This is a genomic window from Paenibacillus sp. JJ-100, assembly GCF_948329825.1.
GTDB lineage: Bacteria > Bacillota > Bacilli > Paenibacillales > Paenibacillaceae > Paenibacillus.
Genome location: NZ_CAOJCM010000011.1, coordinates 58,275 through 76,895, shown reverse-complemented (window position 1 = coordinate 76,895; position 18,621 = coordinate 58,275). Strand labels below are relative to the sequence as shown.

General features: G+C 47.5%; 18 protein-coding genes. 14 read left to right on the top strand and 4 right to left on the bottom strand.

The features are described from left to right. Nucleotides 1-74 precede the first annotated feature (74 nt). Nucleotides 75-1,343, bottom strand: coding sequence for an NAD(P)/FAD-dependent oxidoreductase (locus PQG66_RS23755; protein WP_272040316.1), 1,269 nt, complete (start codon nucleotides 1,341-1,343; stop codon nucleotides 75-77). Nucleotides 1,344-1,538: 195 nt separating this feature from the next. Between PQG66_RS23755 and PQG66_RS23750 the strand changes: the two genes are divergently transcribed. From PQG66_RS23750 to mutY, 5 genes are all read left to right on the top strand, one after another. Next, nucleotides 1,539-3,233: a two-component system sensor histidine kinase NtrB gene (locus tag PQG66_RS23750; protein ID WP_272040315.1), complete on the top strand. Its 1,695-nt coding sequence runs from the start codon at nucleotides 1,539-1,541 to the stop codon at nucleotides 3,231-3,233. Between the two features lie 220 nt (nucleotides 3,234-3,453). Continuing rightward, nucleotides 3,454-3,888: a BrxA/BrxB family bacilliredoxin gene (locus PQG66_RS23745; RefSeq protein WP_272040314.1), complete on the top strand. Its 435-nt coding sequence runs from the start codon at nucleotides 3,454-3,456 to the stop codon at nucleotides 3,886-3,888. A gap of 128 nt (nucleotides 3,889-4,016) precedes the next feature. Further along, a complete protein-coding gene (gene nadE, locus PQG66_RS23740) occupies nucleotides 4,017-4,826 on the top strand; it encodes an ammonia-dependent NAD(+) synthetase (protein WP_272040313.1) in 810 nt (269 codons plus the stop codon). Between the two features lie 269 nt (nucleotides 4,827-5,095). Beyond that, the gene (gene acpS / locus PQG66_RS23735) at nucleotides 5,096-5,506 is read left to right on the top strand and encodes a holo-ACP synthase (protein WP_272040312.1); all 411 of its coding nucleotides are present in this window, start codon (nucleotides 5,096-5,098) and stop codon (nucleotides 5,504-5,506) included. Between the two features lie 28 nt (nucleotides 5,507-5,534). Beyond that, nucleotides 5,535-6,896, top strand: a complete 1,362-nt coding sequence (mutY, locus tag PQG66_RS23730) for an A/G-specific adenine glycosylase (RefSeq protein ID WP_272040311.1) — start codon at nucleotides 5,535-5,537, stop codon at nucleotides 6,894-6,896. A gap of 129 nt (nucleotides 6,897-7,025) precedes the next feature. On the opposite strand, the gene PQG66_RS23725 is transcribed toward mutY, so the two are convergent. Continuing rightward, nucleotides 7,026-7,637 (bottom strand): superoxide dismutase, encoded by a 612-nt coding sequence (locus PQG66_RS23725; protein WP_272040310.1) that lies wholly within the window; start codon nucleotides 7,635-7,637, stop codon nucleotides 7,026-7,028. A gap of 416 nt (nucleotides 7,638-8,053) precedes the next feature. Here PQG66_RS23725 and PQG66_RS23720 point away from each other — a divergent pair, with 416 nt between their 5' ends. From PQG66_RS23720 to PQG66_RS23685, 8 genes are all read left to right on the top strand, one after another. Further along, nucleotides 8,054-8,479: a GNAT family N-acetyltransferase gene (locus tag PQG66_RS23720; RefSeq protein WP_272040309.1), complete on the top strand. Its 426-nt coding sequence runs from the start codon at nucleotides 8,054-8,056 to the stop codon at nucleotides 8,477-8,479. Between the two features lie 319 nt (nucleotides 8,480-8,798). Further along, nucleotides 8,799-9,383, top strand: coding sequence for a signal peptidase I (gene lepB / locus PQG66_RS23715; protein ID WP_442955168.1), 585 nt, complete (start codon nucleotides 8,799-8,801; stop codon nucleotides 9,381-9,383). A gap of 176 nt (nucleotides 9,384-9,559) precedes the next feature. Further along, entirely contained in the window at nucleotides 9,560-11,374 is a 1,815-nt protein-coding gene (gene queG, locus PQG66_RS23710) for a tRNA epoxyqueuosine(34) reductase QueG (RefSeq protein WP_272040307.1), read from the top strand. A gap of 15 nt (nucleotides 11,375-11,389) precedes the next feature. Continuing rightward, a complete protein-coding gene (locus tag PQG66_RS23705; protein WP_272040306.1) occupies nucleotides 11,390-12,421 on the top strand; it encodes an HD-GYP domain-containing protein in 1,032 nt (343 codons plus the stop codon). A 171-nt stretch (nucleotides 12,422-12,592) separates the two neighbouring features. Then, on the top strand, nucleotides 12,593-12,856 hold the full coding sequence (locus PQG66_RS23700) for a YneF family protein (RefSeq protein ID WP_272040305.1): 264 nt from the start codon (nucleotides 12,593-12,595) through the stop codon (nucleotides 12,854-12,856). A 56-nt stretch (nucleotides 12,857-12,912) separates the two neighbouring features. Next, complete coding sequence (folE, locus tag PQG66_RS23695; RefSeq protein WP_272040304.1) at nucleotides 12,913-13,506, top strand: GTP cyclohydrolase I FolE; 594 nt, start codon at nucleotides 12,913-12,915, stop codon at nucleotides 13,504-13,506. A gap of 105 nt (nucleotides 13,507-13,611) precedes the next feature. Continuing rightward, nucleotides 13,612-14,490, top strand: coding sequence for a lipoate--protein ligase family protein (locus PQG66_RS23690; RefSeq protein WP_272040303.1), 879 nt, complete (start codon nucleotides 13,612-13,614; stop codon nucleotides 14,488-14,490). Nucleotides 14,491-14,561: 71 nt separating this feature from the next. Further along, nucleotides 14,562-14,786 (top strand): hypothetical protein, encoded by a 225-nt coding sequence (locus PQG66_RS23685; protein ID WP_145336135.1) that lies wholly within the window; start codon nucleotides 14,562-14,564, stop codon nucleotides 14,784-14,786. Between the two features lie 117 nt (nucleotides 14,787-14,903). Here PQG66_RS23685 and PQG66_RS23680 read toward each other — a convergent pair whose 3' ends face one another. Further along, entirely contained in the window at nucleotides 14,904-16,196 is a 1,293-nt protein-coding gene (locus PQG66_RS23680) for a Fe-Mn family superoxide dismutase (RefSeq protein WP_272040302.1), read from the bottom strand. 220 nt (nucleotides 16,197-16,416) lie between these two features. Continuing rightward, nucleotides 16,417-17,442: an alpha/beta hydrolase gene (locus PQG66_RS23675; protein WP_272040301.1), complete on the bottom strand. Its 1,026-nt coding sequence runs from the start codon at nucleotides 17,440-17,442 to the stop codon at nucleotides 16,417-16,419. A 406-nt stretch (nucleotides 17,443-17,848) separates the two neighbouring features. Between PQG66_RS23675 and PQG66_RS23670 the strand changes: the two genes are divergently transcribed. After that, a complete protein-coding gene (locus PQG66_RS23670; protein WP_272040300.1) occupies nucleotides 17,849-18,598 on the top strand; it encodes an IclR family transcriptional regulator in 750 nt (249 codons plus the stop codon). Nucleotides 18,599-18,621: the final 23 nt, after the last annotated feature.

The window sequence follows — 18,621 nt, the reverse complement described above, 5'->3', positions numbered from 1 at the left end:
TGAGTCCATGCCATCCCCATCAAGAAGAACTTATGAATGGTTCACTAGCACCAGGAAATCAGCAAGTGATGTAGCTATGCATGAGCATGTCTGTACTCTGCGGCATGCATACCAGCAGTATAACCTGTCGAGAACGCAGCTGTGATATTATAACCACCGGTGTAGCCGTGAATATCCAGTACCTCCCCGCAAAAGAAAAGTCCAGGCAGTAGCTTGGATTCCATCGTTTTAGGGTATATCTCCTTTAAGTGAACCCCACCACCGGTAACAAAGGCTTCTTTGAGCGATCTTGTGCCATCAGCGCGAAAGGTGAATGCCTTCATGAGTCCGCACAGATGGCTTAACATGCCTTTGGGAAAATGGTGGAATGTGAGATCGTCACCAATCTCCGCACGTTTCATTAACAGAGGGATCAGACGCTCAGGCACCCATGTTTTCAAAATGTTTTTGACTGCCTTGCGCGACTCTTGCTCCAGTCCTTGCTTCACCTGTGCTTCCAGCGCAGCAGGGGAAAGGTCAGGGAAGAGGTCGATACTCATGGTTACCTGTGTATTCCCTGATTTCATCTGAACCTTGCGAATAAACTGACTGCATCGAAGCGCAACAGGGCCCGATACGCCAAAATGAGTAAAAATCATGTCTCCACGATGGGAGATGACGGTTTTGTTTTTGGCATCGAGCACAGACAGAGCGACGTCACGCAGAGATAAGCCCTGAAGTTCTCTGGACTGAATCCAGCTCTCCCCAGATACAATCGGCACCTCGGTTGGATATAACTCTGTGATCGTATGACCCGCTGCCTCCGCCCAAGGGTATCCGTCACCCGTTGACCCGGTTTGCGGTACAGATTTGCCACCCGTTGCAATAATGACGGAGCGGCTATGAATGACTTGGCCAGATGCCAGCTTTACTCCTTGTACATGCTGACCGTTCTGAACAAGCTCCTTGACGGGTTCTTTGGTACGAATCTCCACGCCAAGGGAAACAATTTTACCTACCAGCGCATCAACAACTGTTTTGGCTTTGTCCGTGACAGGAAACATTCTGCCATTATCTTCTTCTTTCAAGGCGATACCCAAATTCTCAAAAAAACGCATGATACCCTGGTTGTCCAGATTTTGAAACGAGCTGTATAAGAAACGCCCATTGCCCGGAATATGGCGAATCAGCTCATCGGTTTCTTTGGCGTTCGTTACATTGCAGCGTCCTCCGCCGGATATGCCCAACTTACGCCCCAGTTGATCTCCTTTATCCAACAGCAACACGGAAGCTCCATGCTCGGCAGCGGCTACACAAGCCATCAGACCTGCAGACCCGCCACCTATTACGATAACGTCATACATTCGTGATTACCTTCTTTTTTGATTGATTTTGTCTGTTTGTATAGACAATGTCTATCTCTGCCATATCTCTGAAAATCGCAGTGTTATATGATGTTCTATTTTGCAGCCTTAAGCGATATATTGTAATATACTGTCGCCTATGTTTTAATCAGAATTAAATGAGGGAATGTGCAGGGCAGAGGAGGAGATGACGTTGTGATTGCGTTAAAGGACATTCTTTTACAAGTACTGCTGGCAGGATCGGCAGTATTTCTAATTCCCTTATTTTACTTAGGTCTCTCCAAACAACAAGTATTACAAATGGATCATGCAAATCGGGTGAACGTTAGCTTTGCCGCAACAAGTTTGTTCAGTATGCTACTCTGTTTGCTTTTTGCATTATCTGTAGGTTCCGAGACCGTTCCAATTTCTATGAGCATTATCCCGGTTACCCTTGCCATTCTATATTGTAAGGCCCTTAAAGGCGCTGCCTTGTCTATTCTACATATTCTCTTCTATTTTCTCTTAGCCCATCCCTATGATCTATACGGATTTCTTCTTCATACGGGTATTCTTCTCTATCCTATTGTATGGTTGTCTGCCAAACGATTCAAGCATAATACATCATCCCGCAAAATGAGGCTCGTCATCGCGCTAATCACCGCTGAACTAGCTGTCTCAAGTCTGTTATGGGTGGTCTCGATCTATCCGGACACGTCTTATTCTAACGTGTACCTTATTCTGTCGGCGCTCGGTTATGTGGCAGGTGCTCTGGCTGCAGGAAGCATGAGCCAGCTATGGATGGAACAAATGAAGCATTATCGCGGCATGGTGCAGCATTTCTCTGAAGCGCAGCATCATTACACGATAGAAAAAGAAAGATTGCATCAAATTTTGAATGCGGTACCACTTGCTATAGCTACGGTGGATGTCGATGGCAAAGTGTTGTTTGTCAATGAGATGATGAATCAAACGGCAAAAGAGCAGCTCCCTTGTATCTCATCACAAAACCTGATTGGTCAACATGCTAGCAGATTTGTAGAGCAGGAACAGGCGGATAAAATAGAACACAGTATTCAGCAAGCTGTTGTACATGGTGAAGTGAATGTGCTCACGATGCGATATGGATCACATGTATTTGTGTCCCGAACGGTGCCAATCTATGCTAATGGTATTAATACGCCAGAGGAAGTCACAGGAGCGATGATTATCATTCAGGACATCACCGAGCTTGAGATGCTGCGGAATGAATTAGACAACGTGGATCGTCTCAGCCTAGTCGGGCAGATGGCCGCTAGCATTACGCATGAAGTACGTAATCCGATGGCTGTGGTGCGAGGTTTCCTTCAATTGATGCAAGAGAAGAGCCCAGAGTCCATGGATCATTATTATCGCATCGTGATGGAAGAGTTGGACAGGGCAAACAGCATTATCAATGATTTTCTGTCTCTGGCTCAAAACCGTATTGCGGAGAAAGAAGAATCACAACTGCATGATATCATTCATGAACTCAGTCCGCTGCTCTGGGCAGATGCCAACCTTCGTGGACAGAGCATTGAGCTTATGCTGGCCCATAATGTGCCGAAGTTGCAGCTGAATCCAAAAGAAATTAAACAGGTCGTACTCAATCTTGCACGTAACGGTATGGAGGCTATGAACGAAAAAGGGGTTCTGACCTTGGAAACTAGAATAGTGGAAGACAAAGTGGAGCTGTGTGTGCACGACACGGGGCCTGGCATTCCGGCAGTGAAGCAGGAGAAGTTGTTTGAACCTTTCTATACGACCAAAGCAAAAGGCACAGGACTGGGGTTATCGATGTGTCTAAGCATTGTTGAACGGCATAACGGCACCATTACTGTTGAATCGGAAGAAGGGCAGGGAACGACGTTTAAAGTTGCCTTTCAGCTATAGAATGGCAGCATATTTTGCCAGCTCCCAAGCCATAATATACAGAGGGAAAGCTGTTCCGCAGGTCTTGTCTGAACCTTGCTTTCATTGCATGGGGATGTATAATAAGAATAGCACAGCGTGACTCCCGTTGGATTGATATGGGCTCATGCATCTGTGTATACTATTGTCCTCTAACTTCTCTAAGAGATTATAGAACAACCATTATAAGGAGTGAAACTGAATGTCGATGTCATTTGATCAATACATGAAAGATATGGTTCAGCCGATGCGGGATGAGCTGACTCGTCTGGGGATCCAGGAGCTGCGTACACCGGAAGAGGTTGAAGCGAGCCTGCCGGATGCTAAGGGAACAGCACTGGTCGTAATTAACTCTGTATGCGGATGTGCAGCAGGGCAGTGTCGTCCAGGAGTTGCCCAAGCACTTCAGAACGATATTACACCGGATCACCTCTACACGGTATTTGCTGGTCAAGATAAGGAAGCAACGGCAAAAGCACGTGAATTTTTTGCGCCGTATCCACCATCCTCACCGTCCATCGCATTGATGAAAGACGGGGAACTCGTTCACTTTATTGAGCGCCATCAAGTGGAGGATCGTTCTGCAGAGGAAATCGCGGCAGATCTGACAAGTGCATTTAATCGTTACTGCCGTTAATCTCTCTTAAGAACGCCCCGCATGTCGGATGACCGATGCCGGGGCGTTTCATTTTGGACAGATGAGGTTATTGAATCATTCGAACCACAGCCAAACTTCTATTACTGTAGAAACGGGGGGTATGAACGATGAGTTTACAGCAACAGATCATCGCTGAATTAAAGGTTAAACCGAGCATTAATGAGGCTGAGGAAGTTCGAAAGCGTGTGGACTTTCTGAAGAAGTATGTGAAAAATTCCGGTACGAAGGGACTGCTGATTGCGATCAGTGGCGGAATTGACAGTGCAGTAGCTACAGCGCTATGCAAACAAGCGACCGACGAGCTTACTGCAGAAAATAATCAAGAGTACAAAACACTAGGTGTGTTCCAGCCTTATGGGGAGCAATCGGATATTCAGGACAGCTACGCTGTTGCTAAAGCGTACGATCTGAAATATGTGGTGGAAACCAACATTGAAGATGCTGTGAATGAAATTGCGCTGGAAGTAGAACAGGGCTTCAAATCTCTCGGCAGCCCGCGCCATATGACTCATCAAGGCAAGGGGAATGTAAAAGCAAGAACACGTATGGTGATGCAATACGCACTTTCTTTTGAAGAAAACCTGCTGGTGGTGGGTACAGATCATGCGTCCGAGGCGATTACAGGTTTCTACACCAAATGGGGCGATGGAGCTGTGGATATCACTCCACTGAGCACACTCAACAAACGTCAGGTGCGTCAGCTCGCTGCTTATTTGAAAGTTCCGCAATCCATTCTGGATAAAGCGCCTTCTGCAGGACTGTGGGAAGGTCAAACGGATGAGGACGAGCTGGGCATTTCATACGAAATGAACAGCGATTACCTGGAAGGCAAGCAGATTGATCCAGTTGCACAAGAGCGTCTGGAGGCTTTTTACACACGTACACACCATAAACGTAATGCGATTCCTGGTATCTGATAAAGGGAATATAACAACTTGATAACGAAGAGTCACTGCATGGAGCAGGGGCTCTTTTTTTCGTTCTTCAACGGATGTAGAGGTAACCCCAGCAACTGGTGGTGTATCTTGTGCGGGATTATACGCTGGCAAAATTGGACATGAGAATAACAGGTACTCGCATCCATACACTCCTCCTGCTACAATAGAATACGTGTTCGGAAATGACCGAACGGATCAGAACGATGGACGATTTGGTACAGCCTAAATAATGAAGCAGGTGAATCGTTATGATATATGGCATTGGCAACGATATATTAGAGATTGAACGTATGGATAGACTACTGTCTGGCCGCCAGGCAGAGGCGTTTATGCAACGGGTACTCACTCCTGCTGAACGAGAGATCGCGGCGAGCCGCGGGAAACGGATGGTTGAATTCGTATCCGGACGATTTGCAGCTAAAGAAGCAGTGTCCAAGGCATTTGGCTGCGGAATCGGTGCTGTTATGGGGTTTACTGACATCGAAGTATTGCCTGATTCTTCTGGCCGACCGGTCGCTTCTTTGTCCAGTCAGGCTTGGGAGCGTCTTCAGCTACCATATGAAAAACAATATGAAATCCATCTGAGCATTACACATCAAACGAAGCTTGCCTCAGCATTTGCGATTGTGGAGCAGTTGCATAGAACATCATTTCAATAGAATCGTAGATACAAGAAGGGAAGGACATATGGGGTTACAAGAACAAAAACGACATTTCAGTGTGAATCTGCTGGATTGGTATATGTTGAATCGACGAGATTTGCCATGGCGTCGCCATAATAATCCGTATTTTACTTGGGTATCCGAAATTATGCTGCAACAGACACGTGTAGATACGGTGATTCCGTATTTTAACCGTTTTATCGGGAAATTTCCGACGGTGCAGGCTCTTGCAGAAGCGCCAGAGGAAGAGGTGCTGAAACATTGGGAAGGGCTTGGATATTATTCCCGAGCACGTAATCTTCAAGCGGCAGCAAGGCAGGTTATGGAGCTGCATGGTGGAGAGATTCCGCAAGACAAGCAGAGCGTCTTCGCGTTAAAAGGGGTCGGCCCGTATACAGCCGGAGCCATTCTCAGCATTGCCTTCAACCAGCCGCAGCCAGCGGTGGACGGCAATGTGATGCGGGTACTGTCCCGATACTTCCTCATTGATGAGGATATTATGAAGGGCAGCACCCGGGTGTTGATGGAAGAGCTCGCAGCAGAGCTCATTCCCGAAGGGCGAGCGCGTGATTTCAATCAGGCGCTGATGGAGCTTGGCGCGCTGGTGTGTACACCTAAAGCGCCGCATTGCTTGACTTGCCCGGTGATGGAGCAATGTTCCGGCAGAATTGCCGGAAGGGAGCTTACGCTGCCGGTCAAGACCAAAGCCAAGCCGCCGCGCCCTGAGCAGCGGCTGGTTGCCTTGGTGGAGGGCCGCGGTGCTCATCGCGGCCGCGTCCTTGTGCGCCAGCGCCCGGAGACAGGCCTACTGGCCCGGATGTGGGAGCTGCCGCATGTGCTGGCGGCGCCTGCCGCAGCAGGGAAGGCGGCAGTGCCGCTGGCGGATGAGCCGGCCATGGCTTTGCTGGCCGGCAGTCTGTGGGCGGAAGGCTTCGCTGCCCGCCCAGAAGGGCTGGCTACCCATGCGGAGCATGTGTTCAGCCACATTGTCTGGAACCTGCAGGTGTACAAGTGCACCGAGCAGGACCAGAGCAGTGAGCTTCCGCTGATCGCTGCGGAAGCCAGAGCCGCCTACGATGCACAGGCGGCTGCACAAGCAGAATCTCCTTTGGGCGAACAGTCATCCGTATTCGCTGAGAATGATATGTCAGAGCAGCACGGCATGCCTACTAAGGCAACTCAATCAGACTCAACGGATGCACTTCGTGAAGAGGTGTCATCGTCCATCGAATCTAACACGGCACAAGAAGCTGTGACAGGCAAAGGTGACGGCCTCACTTACCAATGGATTGGCCTTGAAGATATGGAGAAGCTGGCGTTTCCTAACGTATTTTTGAAGCTGCTTCGCAATTACTTTGCTGGAGCCTATGATGAGGGATCAGAGTAATTCACATGAATGAATTCTGATTTATGATTACAACGTAGCACTTCTAACCCAATAATACCCACCTGAACGAAAAAAGAGCCTGAATCCATCCATAGGATGTATTCAGGCTCTTTTATTCAAACAGCGTTCTTATTTTGCTGCTGCGTAACGTTTGTTAACTTCATCCCAGTTGATTACGTTCCAGAATGCGGAGATGTAATCCGGGCGTTTGTTTTGATATTTCAGGTAGTATGCGTGCTCCCAAACGTCCAGACCCAGAACTGGAGTCAGACCTTCGAAGAGTGGGCTGTCTTGGTTAGGCGTACTAGTGATAGCCAATTTGCCATCTTTGCCTACAACAAGCCATGCCCATCCGGAACCGAAGCGAGTTGTTGCTGCTTTAGCGAAGTCTTCTTTGAATTTCTCAAAGCCGCCAAGTTCGCTGTCAATTGCTGCTGCGATTTCACCTGTAGGTGCGCCGCCGCCGTTTGGCCCGATGATTTCCCAGAACAGACTGTGGTTAGCATGTCCACCACCGTTGTTGCGAACCGCTGTGCGGATGCTTTCTGGTACGCTATCCAGGTTAGCGAGCAGATCTTCCAAGCTTTTGTTTTGCAGTTCAGGAGCGCTTTCCAGAGCTGCGTTCAAGTTAGTTACGTAAGTATTGTGATGGCGATCGTGGTGAATTTCCATCGTTTGTGCATCGATATGTGGTTCCAGTGCATCGTTAGCGTAAGGAAGTGCTGGTAATTGAAAAGCCATAGTGAAATACCTCCTGAGATTTTGTGATTTGTTGTTAAGGTACATATGTAATAATACCCTTGCCATTAATATTAAACCGCATTCGGGATAATTAATCAACATTTTTGTTTATTAAGTCCCCCGAATTGTTAATGAAAAGCTAGGCTAGGTTTAACAAACATATTTTACCCATATTAACTAAAATTATAATATTTTAGCGGTAATAATCGTAGATCATAAAATTTTATCGATGTAAACGTTTACAATAAAGCGCTTACAGAAGAAAGTGCGTGTTTTCTGGAGTAAAGTGTGGTTTAATTGACGAAGAAGCGGTATTTTCTCGTATTTTGTCATTATTTGAACATCGGGTTTTGTAAAAAGGGATTCCCTTTTTTGTAAACCCTCATCTTAAGCTAACGAAAAGGGAGATTTCAAACATGCACGTTCGTTCCTTTCAGTTGAGTGATGCAAGCCAGATGACGGAGCTTCTCCAGGTTGCACTATCGGAAGAGTGTTATGAAAACACGATGGGCCCGTTTGCCCGTCAATTGTCATGGGATTCTGACCTGATCATGGTTGCGGAAGAAGAGGGAGTCCTCGTCGGCGCATTGATCGGTACGATTGATCACAACCAGGGATGCATCTATCGTATTGCAGTTCATCCAGACTATCGCCGTCGCGGAGTCGGCAAAACACTTGTCGAAGCTATGGAACAGCGGTTCCAGCAGCGCAAAGTCAGCCAGATATGGGTGGCTGGTGATGAGCACAACAAAGCAGCCATGCCTTTGTACGAAGCAATGGGTTATGGTGCCAACAAGATAATGAGTGCTTTTCAGAAACTTAGTATTTTGTCCAAGGCTTAATCGATGTAGGGAAATTCGGTGTAGTTAGACATAGACATTAACTGATCTTCATTTCATATTAGGCATATCTGTTCACGCAATTATGGCGTGATAGATATGCCTTTTTTATTGATATGAGGAAGCAGTGTATACTATGCATATCAGTGTTCCTTTTTCCAAACATGTCTTTATGTATATCCAATTGATCAGAATACTGGTGGGCATCTCCAATTGTTTCGCTCTTCATAATAGAGTAGACTAAAGGGAAGTAAGATCCACTGTGAATCGTGATCTACAAACTGACAAATGAGGTGTCTCTTTGAATTCCAATATGCCTTCTATGGAGCATTCGACTTTTGAGGAGAAGAATCAGAAGTCTGCACCTGAGCCATCAGGAAAGTCCTGGACAGCAGAGCTGTGGGATTGGGTGAAGACCATTGTGGTTGCTTTTGTAATTATGATGCTGTTGAATCTGTTTGTGTTCAATCTGTCTATGGTCAAAGGGCAGTCGATGCAGCCGACATTGGTAGAGTACGACCGGCTGTTTGTGAACAAAATCGTATACCATTTCGGCGAACCGGATCGGTTGGATGTGATTGTGCTTCGTGATCCGAGTGAAGATGCGGGGAAGAAGGATTATCTGGTGAAACGAATTGTTGGACTTCCCGGGGATAAAATAGAGATCAAGGATCACCATTTATATGTAAATGATGTGCAGCAGACAGAAAGTTATACGGATACTGAGGTACAAGATCCTGATTTTGGCCCGATTACGCTGGAACCAGATCACTTTTTCGTGATGGGAGATAATCGCCATGAGGGCAAAAGCAAAGACAGCCGGATCTTTGGCAGCATTACTTCCAGTGAAATTGTAGGCAAGGCCGAGTTTGTTTTTTGGCCGTTCTCAGAAATGAAGAAATTGTAAAATGTTGGAGTAGAACAACTACAAAGCACATGGTGCGTTTAAACATACAGGCACGTAAGCAGTGAACTCGTTTTTATGTAAGACCTATATTGCGATAGATTAACGCCTGGTCTCTTAAGTGAGACGGGCGTTCATTGTTTAACGAATACGTGCCTGATAGAAGAGAGGGAAGAGGAATGACGAGCGCACGGACTGGGGCAGGACAATCTGTCTCCGCATGGGAGATGCTAAAGCAGGAGATCAAGGCGGCAGGCCCGGAACTGGGTATAGATGATATTGGATTTGCTGCAGCGGACCCGTTTATTTCACTGAAATCACTGTTGGAGCAGTCACGGGATAAGGGCTATGCGTCAGGCTTTGAAGAGCCGGATATTGAAAAAAGAGTGCATCCTGCCCTCCAAGATGGCGAGCCTGCTTCTCTGATTGCCATAGCCGTGGCCTATCCTTCTAAAATGGTCAATCCGCCGAAGTCGGAGCCGGGTGCATATCGTGGCATACTTGCTCGTTCGGCTTGGGGACAAGACTACCATCAGGTGCTGCGCACGGCGATGGATAAGCTGGTGAATTTTATCCGAGAGCGTGTACCGGAGGCAATAATTGAAAGTATGGTAGACACCGGAGCACTTGTGGATCGTGCTGTCTCGCAGCGGGCAGGGATTGGTTTTAGTGCCAAGAATTGCTCGATTATATCACCGAAGTTCGGTTCATGGATCTTCCTCGGTGAGCTGGTGACAAATATTCCATTCCCGCCGGATACTCCAGTAACCGAGGATTGCGGTGAGTGCACGAAGTGTATTGACGCCTGTCCTACAGGCGCGCTGGTTGGCCCTGGCCAATTGAATGCGCAACGCTGCATTTCTTTTCTAACCCAGACGAAAGGGTTTCTGGATGAAGAGTTTATGCTTAAAATAGGCAATCGTCTATACGGTTGCGATACCTGTCAGATTGTATGTCCTAAAAATCGGGGGAAAAACTGGGATCATCATCCTGAGTTTCATCCAGACCCGGAAGTTGTGAAGCCTTTGCTGCTGCCGCTGCTGGATATCGGCAACCGTGAATTCAAAGAGCGTTTCGGTCAGAGCTCTGCCGCTTGGCGAGGCAAAAAGCCGATTCAGCGCAATGCGGTGATTGCACTAGGTAATTTTAAAGACAAAAGCGCTGTACCGAAGCTAACACAGGTACTGAAGCGTGATCCGCGTCCAGAACTGCGGGGAACTGCTGCCTGGGCGCTGAGCAGAATTGGAGGAGAAGACGCCATGAGAGCTATTGGGGAAGCTGCTGCAATCGAACAAGATGGGAACGTGCTAAGTATGCTGCAGAAGGCCAAGGAGAGATTGTTATCGTCCGAGACCTTACCCGATCCATCACAGGGAAATGCGAGCGTTAATAAAGATGAAAAAAATAGCGAGAGTGAACAACCTGTTTCCTCGTCCAAGCCAGAAGCAGCCGCATGGAAACCTTCGGCGGTTACGGGTTTGCATGGCAAGCCAGTGTACTATGATGAGTTGCTAACACCGATTGGCACACTTACTCTCTGTGCAACCGATGAGGGATTGTGTCACATCAATTTTGGTGCTTATCATGTACGGGAAGCCTACCTGCAGCAATGGGCACGTACATGGATCGGAGAGTATCGGTATGAGAAGAACGAAGAGAAGCTCAGCGAAGCTGCTACACAGCTAAGGCAGTATTTTTCAGGGGAGAGAAAAACGTTCGACTTACAGCTTAAGCGGTATGGGACTCCGTTCCAGCTACAAGTTTGGCAGGTTCTATCCGATATATCATATGGAGAAGCCTTAACTCACGAACAGGTTGCGGAAAAAATCGGCAGGCCCAAGGCTGTACGCGCAGTTTTGGATGCTATTCATAAGAACCCTATTCCGATTATTATTCCCTGTCATCGCATAAGTGGCAAAGATGGCGCCCTGGTGAGTTACGTAGGCGGTCTGCAAACTAAAGAGCATTTGCTTGCATTGGAGCACCAATCGTAAGAGCGGGGGACGTTCATGAAGTATGTAAACGTGGAAAGCGTGGAAGCAGGTGAGATTCTGGGCAAGACGGTATACTCCAGTAATGGTACGGTATTACTGTCTGCCGGAGTCGAACTTACCGTGTTTATGGTCAATACGCTGAAGCGTATTGGAGTAACCACGCTGTACATCCAGGATGAAGCGTTTAAAGATGTGGACACAGAAGATATTCTGGATGATGCCACGAAAAGGGCCATTATCAATGAGATGAGTGTTACGCTTGAAGCAGTCCGATCGGGAAAAGAATGGAGTCCGAAGAAAGTTGCGCTTAGTATCGATAAATTGTTAAATGATGTACTCAATGGGCGTGAACTACTGGTTCAGTTAACGGATATCCGTACCCAAGACAATGCGCAGTATGTTCATGCTATGAATGTCTGCTTGTTGTCTTCAGTGATTGGACTGAATATGGGACTTAACTACAATCAGCTCAAGGATCTAGCCGTAGGTGCATTGTTACACGATATTGGAAAAGTAGGCGAGCCAGAAGGTGGCAGCACGACATCTACTTCTTCACTGCACCACACATGGCGTGGCTTCGAAGTAATCAAAAACAAACGGGAGTTCAGTCTCTTGGTGGCACATACTGCCTTACAGCATCATGAACATGATGACGGTAGTGGAGTACCGAGAGGAATTAAGGGTAAGGATATTCATCTGTTTGCCAAAATTGTTAGTGCAGCTAATAAATATGATAATCTGATCAATGGTTTGTCAGGCAGCAGCATGCTTCCGCATGAAGCGTGTGAAAAGATGATGGCATTGTCTGGAACCGAGCTGGATCGAGAGGTCCTGATTGAGTTTAATAAAAGTGTATCCGTGTATCCAAACGGCACTTCCGTCCGGCTGTCTACGAAAGAAACGGGAGTGATTGTCCGCCAGCATCGCGGGCTACCGGGCAGACCCGTGATTCGGGTGGCTCGTGGAAGTACCCGCTACTCGCTGGATGTTGTAGAAATCGATCTGGCTAAGCAAACAACCGTTTTTATCGAGGCTGTACTGACATGAGCCATATCATTGGAAAATGCGTTTGCTCAGGACGTGCGGAAATGCTATGATAACTCTCAGGAAATCCGGTCCGTGTCATGTGTACAGCATGGGTATGAATCTTTATGAATCATGACGTGTACTGACGCAGATCAACAGGTTTTTTAGATTGCATACAGAGGTGTCTAAGAGATGGAGATTGTAATACCGATTATTACATTGATTGTAGGTCTGGTCGGTGGATTTTTCATTGGTGTGTTTTACTTGCGTAAACAACTTGAGAAAATGCAAAGCGACCCTGACATGCTGCAAAAAATGGCAAAACAAATGGGTTACAACCTGAATGGCAAGCAAATGCAGCGTGCCCAGCAGATGATGAAGAACCAGCAACCAGGCGCTAAAATGCCTCAGCCGAGTCAACATCCTGCACGTAAAAACTCGGGCCGCCGTAAATAATAGCGTCGAGTGGTTTAAACGCTTGCAGAATATGGTTCGAAGGGAGGCGCTTGGCAGTGGCTGGCGTTAAAGATTATGTGAATTCCAAAGTATCCGACAATCGGGAGAAGATTGAGTATCATGTCGAACAGATCCTCAAATTGATTGGCGAAGATAGCACACGAGAAGGGCTTTTGGAAACGCCTGCACGTGTAACCCGGATGTACGAAGAGATTTTTGGCGGATATGAAGTCGATCCTCGTGACGTGCTGGGTGTCACCTTTAATGAGAATCATGAAGAGCTTGTCATCGTTAAAGATATTGTGTACTACAGCCAGTGCGAGCACCATATGGCACCGTTCTTTGGTAAAGTACATATTGGATATGTACCGAGCGGGAAAATTGTAGGGTTAAGTAAAATGGCGCGCCTGGTCGAAGCGGTAACACGCCGTCTTCAAGTACAGGAACGGATTACATCACAGATTGCTGACATCCTTACAGAAGCTGTCGAACCGAATGGTGTGATGGTGGTCGTTGAGGGTGAGCACTTGTGCATGTGCGCTCGCGGTGTGAAGAAGCCGGGTAGCAAGACAGTAACTTCTGCTGTACGCGGTTCTTTCCGTGATAACCCTGCACAGCGTGCAGAATTTCTGTCTTTGGTGAAAGAGTAGTGATAAATAAGCCGGGTTCCTTGAGGAACCGGCTTATTTATATAGGGCGTTTCCTGGTGTCATTGACTGAATTACATATGAATTCGATCGTGGAGGTCATGGGTGATGAGTACATCTTCCGAGTCCGATCAACTGCCTGAGCAGAAGAAGGGCGATTTGAATTGGACTGACATAAAGAAACCTGCTGATAAGCATTCCTCTCTGCGTTTGCAGATTTGGGAGACACCGCTTATGCGCCGTGGGAGCAGCGTACTTGACGCTTTTGCATGGGAAGAAGTCATGTGTAGACGAGTAGGAGCAGGACATCCACCTGTTGCTCATATATGGCGGCATCCAGACGCCTTCGTGGCTGGGCTACGTGACCGCAGGCTGCCGCGCGCAGTCGAAGCGATGGAGCGCATCCGAAGTAAGGGGATAGCGGTCTGTGTGCGACCTTCTGGTGGTGCCGCAGTTCCACTGAATCCGGGAGTAGTGAATGTGTCACTGATCTTGCCCAATCCGGAGCATGCAATGAATATCCATGATGATTTTCGAGAGATGGCCTCGATTATTGCGGAGTCTTTAACCCCTTGGTCAGCTCAGGCGAAGACCGGGGAAGTCCAGGGTGCCTTCTGCCCTGGAGATTATGATGTTAGCGTGGGTGGATTGAAATTCTGCGGTATTGCCCAGCGGCGGCAGGCCAAAGCCTATATTATTACGGCGTTTATCATTGTAGAAGGTCAGGGAGATAAGCTTGCTGCGGACGTACGCAGATTCTATGAAGAAGCTTCAGACGGACTAACCGAAGGATATCCTGAGGTAAAACCCGGGACGATGGCAAGTTTGCAGGAGGTAGCAGACGTGCCGTCTACTGCATCATATACAGCTTCACTGGTGCGTACACTGCGCAAGCGATATCCTTATGCAGAGACCGAGCGAGTGCTCACTGTTGGCTCGGATGAAGTGAGGCTGACGGCAGAGCAGATGAAGCTGCGATATGACTGAGTTCTTTTTCAATGGGCTTGGAATTGGGTAACAGAGATGGTATGATGTGATTTCGGAAGGAGAGGATTAGAGTGGAAACATTGAGATATACATACCTGTATGAAGTCATTTCGACAGGTGAAACATCAGAGTTCAGTCAAATGGCAACAAGTAAGGAAGAGGCGGCGGCCCTTATTGTGGCGCGTATTGCCGATCTGGAGTTCACAGAAGAGTCCGACATCAAACTCGGCGATCTGATTGCGATTAGCAAGCAGGTTGGCGACAACTATGTAGCATGTGAGGGCTGTGCTTCTTAGCATAAGTATGACGTATATATGTGGGTTTGAAGAGATATCGATCAGTCATGGACTGTAGATATCTCTTTTTTTGTATAGGAGTGATGATCTGGTTATGCGACTTGCCGGGCAGAATGCTTAGTAGGGTGGCCACAGTAGCTTGCGAGCAGTTTCATACCGTTCAGCCACAGCAGGCCAGTAGACGACATTCCACCAGTCTTCGATGTACTTTTTGCGCTCATTCTGATGTTTGAGATAGTAGGCATGTTCCCATACATCCAGCGGGAGGAGCGGAACGATATCCGATTGAGAAAGATTTTGATGTTTTTCGGCTTGTAAAATTTCCAAACGATGTGCCCTTGGGCTCCAGACCAGCATTGCCCAGCCACTGCCCTCCACCTTGTTGGCTGCTTCAGTGAATTGATTTTTGAAAGCTTCATAGCTGCCAAAATCACGTTTGATCTGCTCTGCAAGCATGCCGGTAGGTTTACCCCCACCTGCTGGATTCATAATCGTCCAGAAAATGGTGTGAAGATAATGCCCAGCGCCGTTAAAGGCGAGTTCGCGCTCCCAATGTTTAACGAGTTCAAAATTATTCTTTTTTCGAGATTCAGCCAGTTTCTTCTCTGCAACATTTAATCCATCCACATAAGACTGGTGGTGCTTGTCATGATGGATTCGCATCGTCAGTGCGTCAATATGTGGCTCCAGCGCATTATAGGCATAGGGGAGGGGAGGCAGCGTATGTCCCCCAATGGGGACAGGTCTTTCTTTTACCGGAGGAGAGGTGAGCGTAGATTCAGATGGAGCTGTCTCGCCGGTTGAATGCTGGAGTGCTGTAGATTGCAACAGCGCGGAAGCGGTAGGAGAAGCTTTTGTATTTCCCGCAGCAGGGGCTTGTGATTCGCTTGCTTCATGCCGGACAGTTTGATTGCCTGTTGTGGCCGTGCTGTGCAGTGCGTTTTCCAGCAGTGTCGATGATGGTGAATCTAAGTCCCGCAAAATGCCTGGCTGACTCAACGTATCTAATACCCCTAGGAAATACTCGGATTCACGAATGGCATGCAGAATGAAGGTTTGAGCCAGCGGGGCTGCCTGCACAGCCGCGCTTTGCTCTAGCATGATATACAGCTGTTTAATAAACTCTCTGGACTGATGCTGTGCTGCAGCGACAAGTTGATCAATACAACGCATCATATAAGGGGCGGGTGGCTGGGTTGCTGGTAAGAGCTGTTTTAAGAGTTGATTCGCTGTGCGCTCACTATGGGCAAAAGCAGCTTCCCATTCTTCCAGTAGTTTAACGTAAGACGGCTCCAGGTCAGGAACCAGTGCACGAATAATGAGCGTATGTTCTTTCTCCTGCTCTTTCCAGAACCGGATTTCTTCCAGGGTGCGCAGAGGAAGCAGACGGCCGTATCCATCACAATTCATGTACGTTGAACCTCCGATCATTCGGTTACTTTTTTAGTAGAACACAACATTCAAGAGAGAAGCTAACACACTTACGCAGTCTTCGTTCCATTATCTATGCATGGTCTCAACAGTGTATTCTTGAGGTGTATTGTCCTATGTATAAAAAAAAGAGCCCCGCAGGGCTCTAAATATATTGTAACGATGATTCACACGAAGATGAATGAGAAAATGGTGCCGATTAAAACTGCACGTTATTTGGCACATCGTCGTTATCACTCGTATCTGTTACATGACTAAGGAACGTCGAGACACGCCGCAGATATTCTTTTGGATGCTCCCGGAAGATCAATTCATGATGTGCGTCTTGCACAATCCATTGATCGGAATAAGGATTCGTTTGATTGGCTGCGAGAAACTCGGCAATCGGGTAAGGTGCCTTCTCGTCCTGAGTACCGTGAATGAAGAAGATCGGGAATGGATAGTCTTTTTTCTTCACTTCCTGATACGGGATCTGTTGCAGACCTGTACCGTTCAATACCGGGAAGAGTAGCTTCATAATCTCCAACGTAGGCTGACGCGGTAGGTTAATCTGATTATGAATGTTGTGATAGAGCGTATCTGGTTCCAACAGGAAGGTGCTATCCAGAATCATCGCGTTCACTTCATCCGTCAACAGTCCGGTCTGTAGAGCAGTTCCCGCTCCCATGGAGAAGCCCCAGACGACCAGTTCTTGTGCACCACGCTGCTTGGCAAACTGAATGGCTCCCAGTAATTGCTGTGACTCAGCTTTCCCTCCAGTAGCTACAGCCTTGTTCACCTGGGAGGCGAAGCCGTAATCGAACATAACAACATTAAAGCCAAGTTGATGCGCATAATGGGCCAGATCATACATAGGAACCCAGGTTTCCTCACGATTCGCCCCGTAGCCATGACTGAAGATAATCGTTTTGGCAGTATCATGGCTAGCAGGAATGTACCAGCCCTGCATTGTGCGGCTGCCGTCTGCTGCGGGGAAGGTAATGTCTTCGTATTTCATATTTTTGGCCTGCATCGGATTGGAAAATACCGGTGCGACCGTAGGATTCGATAACACCCATGCAATATAACCATGCAAGGCGATAAAACAAAACAACAGAAAAAATACAACGGAGAGCAGCAACGCTACGATAATATGCTTGAACCGAATCAACCTCGGTGATAATGAAGAGGGCAGATCGGACACTTTGGTATGCAGCGGGGCATCGCTCTGGGATGTCGGATACATGCACGCCCCTCCTTTAAAGTTCGGTTAAAAATAAAGCTGGCCGAAGATAACAACGGTGGAAATAGAATAACCGTAAATATCCTAATTTACTGGGATGGCACCCTGATTCTAAAGTCATGATTAGTTGTTATATCTGAAAGGATTCCTGTCTTTATCGTATGTGCCAATATAGTCAAAGTCAATGGATTGAGCGCATTTGTTACGTAATTGTTATATAGTACTTTAGATGTATGGTTAACTTTTCTATTGTGTGCAAATTACAGGAGGTTTTGTCGTGATAAGTAGACAGGCCTGCTCATTTTTTCGTTCACATAAATAGCTCTTTCAGGTTTACATACGAGACCGTTTCTCATATAATTTATGTAACCAAGTTTCATGTGATGAAACATGAGGAGGGCATTATGCCATGGGTGTAGAAGATCGCAAGTTAACCGTCCGAGCTGTTGAACGGGCGCTAGATATATTATTATGTTTTACCTCGCGTAGTGATCTCGGACTCACTGAAATTGCCAGCCAGATCGGTCTTCACAAAAGTACGGTACATCGATTGATGGCTACGCTGGAGGACAAGGGCTTTGTTATACGCGATGCAGCAACCGAGAAGTACCGGCTCGGTATACGCATCTGGGAACTGTCTGCTCACATGTCTCGTAGTGATGATCCTGCGATTCTATTGTTGCCTGCAATGGAGCGGCTAAGGGATCGTTTGGGCGAAACGGTAAGTCTCTACCTCCGTGACGGCGGTGAACGGATTCGAATCCAAGCGGTGCAGAGTGATCAGGCTATACGCCGGGTTGCCCCTGTCGGAGTTAGACTGCCGCTTTCTGTAGGGGCCTCCAGCAAAGTGCTGATGGCATTTGCTTCCGCTGAGGATCGGGAGGAGCTGATGAACGGCCCGGAGTGGCCTGTATTTATCGATCCGGCAGTATATCTGGCTCAGATGGAGGACATTCGGGCAAGTGGTTACGCAACCAGTTACGAAGAACGTGAGCCGGGAGCCGCCGCTGTATCGGTGCCAATTATGGATCGAAGAGGTAACATTGCGGCAGCACTTTCCGTGTCTGGACCTGTCAGCAGGCTTTCGCAAGATACTTTGCACGAATATGCACCTGTATTGAAAGAAGCGGCTACGCAGATGGGACTTATGCTGCCATAAGGGCTGATCTTAGCTTGAACAGA